We start from the raw sequence: 9,565 nt of genomic DNA, 5'->3' as shown, positions 1-9,565 counted from the left end.
GTCAAGCCGCCGCCGTGACGGGAGGTGAACCTTGGTAGCACTGTCCGTCACGGATCATCGCCCACAGGACATTGAGGCGTCGGCGGGCGAGGGCCAGCAGAGCCTGCTTGTGTCCTTTCCCCTCGCTCCTCTTGCGCTGGTAGTACGCCTTCGAGGCGGGACAGGTGGTAGTGCTGACCATCGCCGACAGGTACATGCTCCGCAGCAGTCCACGGTGGTAACGCCTGGGTCTGCGCAGGTTGCCGCTGACGCGGCCGGAGTCGCGTGGCCTGGGCGCCAGGCCGGCGAAGCCGGCCAGCCGATCGGCGCTGCCGAAGGCGTCCATGTCACCGCCGGTCGCGGCGATGAACTCGGCACCGAGCTTGGGGCCCATGCCGGGCAGACTGCGGATCACCTCAGCGTGCGGATGCTCGCGAAACTTGGCCTCGATCAGGGCGTCGAGCTCGGCGATCTCCTCATCGAGGGACATCACCCCCTTCGCGAGGCGGACCACCATGGCGGCGGCCAGCGTCTCGCCAGGCAGGGCCGTCAGCTGCGCCTGGGCAGCCTCCACAGCCGTTTTCGCAAGTGCGGCGGCGCCGCGGACCTTGCGGTTCTTCAGCCAGGTCTCGATCCGCTTCGCGCCGGCGCGGCGGATCGCGGCCGGGGTCTGGTAGCCGGTCAGCAACATCACCGGCCCTTTGTTGGTCAGCTCAAGCGAGCGTTCCAACGCGGGGAAGATCTCCAGCAGTTGAGCGCGGAGACGGTTGATCTGCCGGGTGCGGTCGAAGACCACGTCCAGGCGCCGGGTAGTGAGCGTGCGCAGGTCAATGGCGATCTCGTCGCCGGGCCTCAGCAGGCCGAGATCACGTCGGACGCGGGCCTGGTCGGCGATGACGAAGGCGTCCTTCGCGTCAGTCTTGCCCTCGCCTTTGTAGGTGGCCGATGCTCGGTGGACCGCGAGGCCGGTGAGGTAGGCCATCGGCTGGCCGTGGCTGAGCAGCAGGCCGATCAGCAGGGCGGCCCCGCCGTGGTTGAGGTCGACGGCCCACAGCACGTCGGTGGATATCTCCAGGACGTCGCCGATGAGCTGAAGCAGCTCGGTCTCGTCGTTCAGGACCCGGCGGGACAGCAGCCGCTCGCCGTCCGCGTTGATCACCACGCAGTGGTGATGCGTCTTGCCGATGTCCACTCCGGCCCAGATCTCGGGCACGTTCCCTCCGCCAGCTCGTCGTCACATCGATCCCGCAGACGACCTCGCCGACGTTGTCCTACAGCAGCGATCGAGTCGCGTCTCCCAATTGGCGGTCGAGTCGTCGCGGGGCTCCGGGCGGCCAAGTCCTTTGAGCCATCCAAACGGCGCCCACCATGCAGCCATACCCAGAACCCCTGGGCCCTCCGATCCTACGAATGACCGGATCAGACCCACGTCTTGAAAGGTAGGACCTCCCCATGTACCCCCTGACGCCATTACAGAGCCTGGCGCTCCTCTGTATCGTGCTGGCCATCGTCGCCTGCATCCTCTGTATCGCCCGTGAGCTCAGACCCCAGACCCGGACGCCAGCGCCGGCCGCGCAGCGCCCGGAGACCGACGGGTCCACACCCGTCGTGCGCATCGCGGTCCACCGGCCGAACGAGCCCTACGACCACGAGAAGCACGGTCTCTGAAGACCAGCACTCCATTCATCTGACCGCCCTCAACGCCATGCCTGAGGCTGCCCCGCCAGCGGGTGCAGGCGCGGACTCCATGGGCGCCATCCGCACCCGATCGAGATCATCCGGCTGTTTCTGTTGCCCCGACCCGGTGTGGACAGGGACTCCGGCGCCTACGGTGCCGAGCTCGCCCGGGTGCTGGCTGCAGCCGGTGTCACAGTCGGGGACATGAACCGTCCGGACCGCAAGACGCGGCGGATGAGGGCAAGCCCGACTTGCCCGCCAGGTCGCTGCCCGCCCTGGTCGATGGGACGATCACCGAGGCGAAGCTCGGCCAGCCCCGGCTGCATCGCAACGGGCGTGACGCCCATCGCCCCTCCCCGGCCGGTTCGTTCACCAGCATCGCGGGAGGGTGTCGCGCTTATGTCGCACGCCCGGTGGTGGAGCGGGCTGGCGGGGGTCCGGGCTGACGCGGCGCTGCACTGATTTGACCTGGTCAGGGTCCCGCCGATCTTCGACAGCGAGATCGGGTCGGTCGGATGGTCGGCGAAGTGATGTACGCCGCCGCGACGGCCGTGCTGTCCGGCTGGCCACCGGCACACCAATGAGGCGGGACGGCGTGGTCGAGGCGGTGAGGGCGCTGTGGACCGCCCGCCTCCACCAGGCCCTGGACGCCGAATCGGCCCGCCGGTCAAGCAGGCGGACCCCACGCTGCCGGAGCTGTTCGGAATCGGCCCCGAGACCGCCGGCCAGCTGCTGGCCTCAGCCAGGGACAATCCCGAACGCATGTGGTCCGAGAGGGCGTTCGTGCACCTCGCCGGTGCCGCTCGGATTTCGACTTCCTCCGGCCGCACCCACCGCCACCGCCTCAACCGCGGCGGTGACCGGGCCGCGACCAACGCGCTGCACACCATCGTGCTGGTCCGGATGCGCTTCGACGAGCGCATCCGCGCCTATGTCGAACGCCGCACCACGGCAGGGCTGTCCAAGACGGACATCATGCGCTGCCTCAAGCGAATCGTCGCCCGCGAGGTCCACCACGCTCCTGGCAGCCCACCGGCCACGCACATCACTCAAAACAACCCCGCTCCAGCTGCTTGACAGCTATAGGGGCGTCCCAAGAACGGAAAATCCGATGAGCACCAAGCTGTATGACGGGCTGCGGCTGACCACGCACGCGCCCGACCTCTTCGAACTCACCCGCGTAATCTCCAAGCGCATGCGTGAGGTCTTCCGCGAGCTGGCTGTGCCCGTCATCGCCAGGAACCTCGCCCGCGTCGTCGATGACACCGAGGTGCGCGAACGTGACATGGGCGGCCCCCTGCACAACTACACCGTCTACCGGGCCCGGAAGCTCTGGCTCGACGAGCAGGCCGGGCTCGATGACCGCATGACGTTCCACGACCCGCTGCGCTTCAGCATCGTCTTCGGCCAGGTCGACGACGACTACGGCACGCGCCGGCTGGCGTACCCCTTCGCCGGGAACCGCGCGTACACCGACGCGCTCCTGGCTCTCGAAGCCGACGGCTGGCCCTTCTTCGTCGACTACCACTACCAGAACCAGGCTGACCGACCGAAGGAGATCCGGAAGGACGAGTGGAAGCGCCGGCGCGACGACTGGAACCGTCTGCTCGACGCCGACGACCGCGAGACGGACGGCACCTTAGGGCATCTCCCCGGCTGGCAGCTCCCGGACAGCATCGAGGGCGTCTTCGACGCGGTGCTGCTCGGATACAAGGACACCACCATCGATCTGAACGCGCACTGCACCATCGAGCACCGCATGCGCCGGGCACTCAACCGAGCAGTGACCCTCGACCTGGACCTCGACGAGGTCAACGGCATCAGCAGAGTGCTGACCCGTAACAGGCGTATCGAGCGCGCGATCGACCTCTACCTGAGCACTACCGCCGGAGCAGCGATGCTCCGACCTGAACCGTTGCCGGATGCCCGAGACCTCGACATCGCAGTTAGCGAACTGCCGCCGGTCTATGAGCCTCCAGCTGAAGCCGTTGCCCGGATCAGCGAGCTGTATCGCGAACAGGTTCCGGTCGGTGACTGATCTGGATCGACGCAGTCGATCCGGAAGTAGATCTGCAGAGGCATCGGCATCCCCCTCGCCCACGGGCGCGATCGCTTCGTGGGCGAATCCCACCGCTGTGCCGGAGCCCATGAGGTCGGTTGTCTTCCTGCCGCTACGAGTTCAACGCCGGCGCCGCCGCAGTCGCTCACCCCGTCGGACAGATCACCTTCTGAACCAGGAGCACGTCATGTTCCGCATCATCCGCACCCGCACCAACCGGCAGCTCAACACCGCGATCCAGGTGCTGCACGACCGTGCCGAGTTCGAGCGACGCTGGCGCCTGACGACCGAGCAGCGCATCGAGCGGGCCCTGGCGCAGCTGGAGGGTCAGGACACCGACCTGGCCGCCCGGCTGCGCGCCGTACTCCAGGGGGACCAGCCGTGACCGCGAACCGCCACCAGCCTGCCGCCCCCGCCTTATCGCTCGTGCTTCAGGCCCACGGACCATGCGAAAGCGGAGGAGGCATCAGCTGATCGCGCCCATCGGCGTCCACAATCCACATCACGAGAAGAGAGAGACCACCATGGCTGAGTCCACGACCACCGTGAAGCACGACGTCACCGTCAACTTCGGCTGCATCAAGCTGACCGGAGCGCTCGTGCACGACGACGAGAACCGTGTGCTGGAACTTGAACTCGACGAGGGTCCTGAGCCCATCTCGATCAGCCTGCAGGGCTACGGTCTCACGCCCGAGGCCGGGAACGTCTTCATCAAGGACTGGTCCGAGCACTCGGGCCTGACGGCGCGCCTGGCGCAGGCAGGTCTGGTGACGCCCGTGCACGCACTCACCGTCGGGCCGTACTGCTCGACGGCCTACGAAGTGCAGGTGACGCTGTGACATCACGCCGGGGGTCTGGTCGGGGAAGTGGCCGGTAAACCAGCGAGAAACACGAGTCTGATCGGCGAAGCCGATTCGGGACTCGGAATGACAAAGCATTCGATCAGCACAGCTGATTCGGATGAAGCGTTGAAAGAGAACATCATCTGATCAGCGAAGCTGATCCGGATGGTGGCATGACAGACAACTGAACATCTCAACAACCCACCCAACTGCGCGCGGACGACGATGTCGATCCGGGCGCTGCGCTGTATTCAAGGAGAATCCACCATGTCGAACCCGAACAGCACCGCATCCGTCATCGGCCGCCTGGCGAACGACCCGAAGGTCTTCGAGAACAAGGACGGCTCCAAGAAGGTCATGCTCACCGCCTTCGTCGACCGCGGCTACACCGACCGTCAGGGCAACCGCATCTCCGACGCGCTGCCCTTCGAGGCCTTCGTCCGTGCCGAGACACAGGGCACCGGGCCGTTCGCCCACGTGCACAAGGGTGACCTGGTGGGCCTCAGCTATGAGCCCCGCCTGAACCGCTACACCAAGAACGGTGCCGAGGTCTTCGAGGTCAAGCTCGAGATCCAGAACATCTCCTTTCTGGAGTCCCGCGCCACCACGCAGGCCCGCCTGGCCGAGCGCGTCACCAAGGCCGAGGCCCAGAACCAGAACCTGCAGGCCCAGGCTGCTCCCGTCGCAGCCGCCGCCCCGGCCGTCGCGCACGCCAGCGCCGTGCAGGACGAGCAGCTGCCCTTTCAGACCGCTTGACGATCTGTAGAACTCCACCCCCCCCGGCGGGCCTGGCCGAGCTCACGAGGGAGCAGCACATGCCCAAGTCCCGAGTCCGTATCAACCTCACCGGCAAGACCCCCAAGCCGCAGGACAAGACCGCCGAGACCAAGCCGCAGTCCCGCGTCCGGATCAACCTCACAGGCAAGCGAGGGAAGTAACGCACCCCACGGGCCTGGCCGACGCCGACAACGGCTCAGCCCCTCACCGCTGCCGGGCGGGCCCTTGGCGGACCCGCCCGGCAGCGTTCACGCACAAGGAGAAACGACATGTCAGCACAACTTGCCGCGACCTGGGTCCGGATCGGCGACCAGTGGGTGCGGGCGGACCGGATCGTGGGCGTCCGACTTGAGCCGGCTGCCGAGACCGCGCTTGGCGGCCGGTGGGCCGAGGCCCCGAGCCAGCGGCTCCTGGTGTGCACGACGCTGCCCGCCGAGAAGAACAGCGGCAAGGGCATGTGGCAGGAGGCCGCCGTGTGCGTGCAGGAGCGCGGCGAGGTGGTCGCCGGCACGCTACTGGACGCCATGAACACCACCAAGTCGCCGGCGGGGAGCTCGCGGTACGTGTATCCGGCCCGCACGACGGAGGGGCGGGTCTCGCACTGGCAGGCCAGCACGACCCTGCTGCAGGGGCACGCCCTCACCGGCGGACCCAAGGCCGTGCCCACCATCAGCGGCACGCCCCTCGCGCCCCCCGGGGCGCTACACGGTGCCTGAACAACCCTGTGGGGCCCGGTATCAGCAGTTCTGTCACCTTCGAGGAATTCCGAGCAGCTGCACGGCGATTGGCTGAGTAGACCTGCTGCCATGGACTTCTGCACGGAGCGGTTCGAATCCGCAGTGCGCCGACTGATCCTCGGCGTGCGCCAGTGGGCACACCGTGCAGACCGACCGCGGAAAAGGTTCGATTCCTTCAGTGCTGAAGCTGATCCCTGTGGCGCGTCCCTGGAGATCTCCGCGGCTCCGGCTTCCCCAGCACCCCGGTGCGCGCTCTACCTTCGGGCAGCAGCTGCGCCGGGGTGCTGTGCTTTTTTCTTCGTGGCTCGCCTTGCTCGTCCCGTGAAGGTAGTGAGCACAAGGGATCAGCGGAGCTGATCCGGATCTGGCGTTGAAGAACATCCTCGTCACGTCAGGAGCCGAGCCATGACCTGCCCGAACTGCGCCGTCGACATGGAGTCGAACGCCTACGGCGTCCGCGCCGGCAAGAAGACCAAGAAGGTCACGCACACGTGCTCCGAGTGCGGCTACAGCGAGACGCGCTGACCAGCGGCTTCTTCGCCCTGCCTTTCCTCTTCCCCTCCACTGCGGTCTCGAAGGAAACCACGTCGATGAGCACGCTCCTGGCCATGCCCGGCCTGCCATCCTCCTCATCGTCTTCACCGCGGCCCTCGCGACGAGCGGGGGCTCGCATTCCTCCTGCCGGACCTGATCAGACGGAGGCCGAAGCCCGAGGACCGTGGCGACAGGCCCGGCCAGCGCGTCCGGCCCGCCGTCGGCAGCTACGCGCTCCTCGCCGAGGCCAGCGAATACCTCGAGTACGAGTTCGGCGCGGTCCCCGGCAGCATCGGCATCATCGTCCGGCATTCCCTGAACGGCATCGACGACACCGGGGTGTTCGTCCAGTGGCTGACGAAGCCGGACGACCTCGTGCACCAGGACCTCGCCGACCTGGAGGCCGCGCGCATCCACGGCGTGAGCTGCGAGCTCGACGAGCTCGCCTTCTTCGACCCCGCGCCGGCGGTCCGGACCAAGCACTCATTCAGGAGCACTGATCACCATGAGTTTCCTCAGCCGCATCGGCTTCATCGAGACGAAAGAGCAGGAGCAGGCCCGGCTGGCCCAGGCCCCCGAGGACTCGACGAACCACTACCTGTCCACCCTGCCCGTGACCATCGAAGAGTGGCCCAAGGACCTGGTCGTCGAGCTGCCGTGGGAGCCACCGCGCACCGATCAGTCGTACCGCGTCGTCGTGGTGCCGATCGAGTTCCGCAAGGATCTCCTGCCCGAGGGCGTCGAGGAGGAGCCGCTGCCGCGCAAGCGCCACTCCGGCTCCTGGACCTGCGCCGTGGTGTACTCCAACCACCCGAGCTACCCGGTCGGCGGCTACCGCATCGTCGTCCCGGCCGCCGAGCTGGCCCGCGGCCGGAGGGTCGACCTCGCCGGGGTACCGGCCCAGGCCTGACCCCACGAGCGCAACGCATCCGCACCATCAGCCCCCGCAGGGATCACGCCGTGCGGGGGCTCCTCGTTCTCGCCCCCACTCGACTGAAGCAGAAAGCAGACGCCATGCCCCGCACCAGAACCTCTCCCGTCCTCCTCGTCCTCGTGGCGCTGCGCTCTGTTCCCTGACCCCACGCCCCTCAACACCACCCAGCAGAAAGCGAGTTCCCGCTATGTCCACCGTCAGTGAAGAGCAGAGGATCGACACCGTCCACCGGCTGGGCGTGATGTCCGAGCGGCACCCCGAGCTGAAGCGCCGCGTGGCGGACGCCCGGCTCGAACTCGCTGCCGTCATTCTCGCCATGGACGCCGTCGACGAGCGCATCCAGGCGGGGGAGAAGATCCACTCCCTCCAGGAGCAGGCCGCCGTCGAACAAGCGAAGAACGCCCATGCTCAGGCCTTGGCGGTCCTCCTGCGAGGCGAGCACTGAGCCGCACTGGCTCGTCCCCGCAACCATCACCGAACCGCACATAAGAGGCCCCGTCATGCCCGATGCACCCGAATACACGCCCCGCAGCGTCTACACGCTGGAACCGCACGCTGATCTTGTGACCGCCGAGAACGGATACATTCCGATCGAGGCCATCGCCGAGCGCGTCTACGGCAAGCCGTACAGCTCGCTGCGCGGATGCCAGCGGGACGACGAGCACATCGGCAATGACAGCGTGAAGCTCTACGAGCTCACCTCCGACGGGGACTACCTGCAGGCACTCGGCGACCTCGACGGCGCCGAGATCTACCTGGGCTGGGACTCCCGCACCGGCGAGAGCGCCTTCAAGACCGGCGTGACGGAGCTGGACTACTGGCTGAGCATCCGCGTCGCCGACGAAAACACACCAGCCACCGTCGGGGCGAACCCGCCGGCGACGCAAGACCTTGAGAACGCCGTGTTCGAGGACCGGTTCTTCGCCGATCGCGCCTTCTCGCCGTCGCTGCGGCTGGTCCTGGCCGATCTGATCCGACGCGGCGAACTGCCGCGCGGTGACTACCTGTTCCGGCACTGGTGGTGATCGAAGCGAGATGAAGGTTGGAACCATCGCTCTGTCTCAGACATCCGTCTTCGACGTCGCCGAGTACATCCTGCAGAAGCACGCCGCGGCCGAGCCCGCCCGGCCGGCGATGACCGCGATGAAGCTCTAGTGTCCTGCGCCGGAGATCCGTCGGCAGTATCGGGCAAGGGATTCGAGGATCTCCTCGGCGGTCTTGGTCCAGATGAACGGCTTGGGGTCTGCGTTCCAGTCCTTGATCCAGGCGCGGATGTCGGCTTCGAGGGTCTGGACGTTCTTGTGTGCGCCGCGGCGGATCTTCTGGTCGGCCAGAAAGCCGAACCACCGCTCGACCTGGTTGATCCACGAGGAGCCGGTCGGGGTGAAGTGCATATGGAAGCGGGGGTGCTTGGACAGCCACGTCCTGATCGCGGGTGTCTTGTGGGTGCCGTAGTTGTCACAGATCAGGTGGATCTGCAGATGGGCCGGCACCTCTTTGTCGACCTTGACCAGGAACTTCTTGAACTCCGCCGCTCGGTGCCGGCGGTGCAGGGAGCTGATGACCTCGCCGGTGGCGACGTCGAACGCGGCGAACAGTGTGGTCAGGCCGTTGCGGACGTAGTCGTGGGTGCGCCGCTCGGGCATGCCGGGCATCATCGGCAGCACAGGCTGGGAGCGGTCCAGGGCCTGGATCTGCGACTTCTCGTCCACCGAGAGGACCACCGCGCCGTCGGGCGGGTTGAAGTACAGGCCGACGACGTCGTAGACCTTCTCGACGAACAACGGGTCCGTCGACAGCTTGAAGGTGTCGGTCAGATGCGGTTTGAGCTGGAACTTCCGCCAGATCCGGCCGACGGTGGACTTGGACAGACCGCTGTGCTCCGCCATCGACTTGCGCGACCAGTGCGTGGCGTTCTTCGGGAGCTGTTCCAGCGTGGTGACGACGACTGCCTCGATCCGGTCGACGCCGATGATGGGCGGCCGGCCCGGCCGGGGCTCGTCAACGAGGCCGTCCAGGCGGTCGG

Annotated in this window: 13 protein-coding genes; 11 read left to right on the top strand and 2 right to left on the bottom strand. The window is 67.1% G+C overall.

What is annotated here, in order from left to right; all coding sequences use genetic code 11:
- Position 1 precedes the first annotated feature (1 nt).
- Complete coding sequence (locus tag B9S61_RS36920; RefSeq protein ID WP_103543576.1) at positions 2–1,192, bottom strand: IS110 family transposase; 1,191 nt, start codon at positions 1,190–1,192, stop codon at positions 2–4.
- A 284-nt stretch (positions 1,193–1,476) separates the two neighbouring features.
- Here B9S61_RS36920 and B9S61_RS41315 point away from each other — a divergent pair, with 284 nt between their 5' ends.
- The 11 genes from B9S61_RS41315 to B9S61_RS36865 all read left to right on the top strand — a co-directional run bounded on the left by B9S61_RS41315 (position 1,477) and on the right by B9S61_RS36865 (position 8,564).
- On the top strand, positions 1,477–1,647 hold the full coding sequence (locus tag B9S61_RS41315; RefSeq protein WP_200705546.1) for a hypothetical protein: 171 nt from the start codon (positions 1,477–1,479) through the stop codon (positions 1,645–1,647).
- Between the two features lie 627 nt (positions 1,648–2,274).
- Positions 2,275–2,733: a transposase gene (locus B9S61_RS36910; protein WP_078620839.1), complete on the top strand. Its 459-nt coding sequence runs from the start codon at positions 2,275–2,277 to the stop codon at positions 2,731–2,733.
- A gap of 34 nt (positions 2,734–2,767) precedes the next feature.
- Positions 2,768–3,694 (top strand): hypothetical protein, encoded by a 927-nt coding sequence (locus tag B9S61_RS36905; RefSeq protein ID WP_103546070.1) that lies wholly within the window; start codon positions 2,768–2,770, stop codon positions 3,692–3,694.
- Between the two features lie 208 nt (positions 3,695–3,902).
- Positions 3,903–4,100, top strand: a complete 198-nt coding sequence (locus B9S61_RS36900) for a hypothetical protein (protein ID WP_103546069.1) — start codon at positions 3,903–3,905, stop codon at positions 4,098–4,100.
- Between the two features lie 139 nt (positions 4,101–4,239).
- Complete coding sequence (locus B9S61_RS36895; RefSeq protein WP_051713629.1) at positions 4,240–4,554, top strand: hypothetical protein; 315 nt, start codon at positions 4,240–4,242, stop codon at positions 4,552–4,554.
- A gap of 270 nt (positions 4,555–4,824) precedes the next feature.
- On the top strand, positions 4,825–5,313 hold the full coding sequence (locus B9S61_RS36890; RefSeq protein WP_030213869.1) for a hypothetical protein: 489 nt from the start codon (positions 4,825–4,827) through the stop codon (positions 5,311–5,313).
- A 59-nt stretch (positions 5,314–5,372) separates the two neighbouring features.
- A complete protein-coding gene (locus B9S61_RS43070) occupies positions 5,373–5,495 on the top strand; it encodes a hypothetical protein (RefSeq protein ID WP_256905569.1) in 123 nt (40 codons plus the stop codon).
- Between the two features lie 108 nt (positions 5,496–5,603).
- Complete coding sequence (locus B9S61_RS36885) at positions 5,604–6,050, top strand: hypothetical protein (protein WP_103546068.1); 447 nt, start codon at positions 5,604–5,606, stop codon at positions 6,048–6,050.
- Between the two features lie 1,060 nt (positions 6,051–7,110).
- A complete protein-coding gene (locus B9S61_RS36875; RefSeq protein ID WP_199846737.1) occupies positions 7,111–7,515 on the top strand; it encodes a hypothetical protein in 405 nt (134 codons plus the stop codon).
- Between the two features lie 211 nt (positions 7,516–7,726).
- Entirely contained in the window at positions 7,727–7,984 is a 258-nt protein-coding gene (locus tag B9S61_RS36870) for a hypothetical protein (RefSeq protein WP_030213880.1), read from the top strand.
- Between the two features lie 55 nt (positions 7,985–8,039).
- Positions 8,040–8,564 (top strand): hypothetical protein, encoded by a 525-nt coding sequence (locus B9S61_RS36865; protein ID WP_103546066.1) that lies wholly within the window; start codon positions 8,040–8,042, stop codon positions 8,562–8,564.
- A 126-nt stretch (positions 8,565–8,690) separates the two neighbouring features.
- Here B9S61_RS36865 and B9S61_RS36860 read toward each other — a convergent pair.
- On the bottom strand, positions 8,691–9,565 hold an 875-nt coding region (locus B9S61_RS36860), incomplete at its 5' end, for an IS630 family transposase (RefSeq protein WP_103546065.1).

Origin of the sequence: Streptomyces sp. SM1 (genome assembly GCF_002910825.1) — a bacterium.
GTDB lineage: Bacteria > Actinomycetota > Actinomycetes > Streptomycetales > Streptomycetaceae > Streptomyces > Streptomyces okerensis.
The sequence above is the reverse complement of the archived record's forward strand: the minus strand, read 5'-3'. Positions and strand labels throughout refer to the sequence as shown.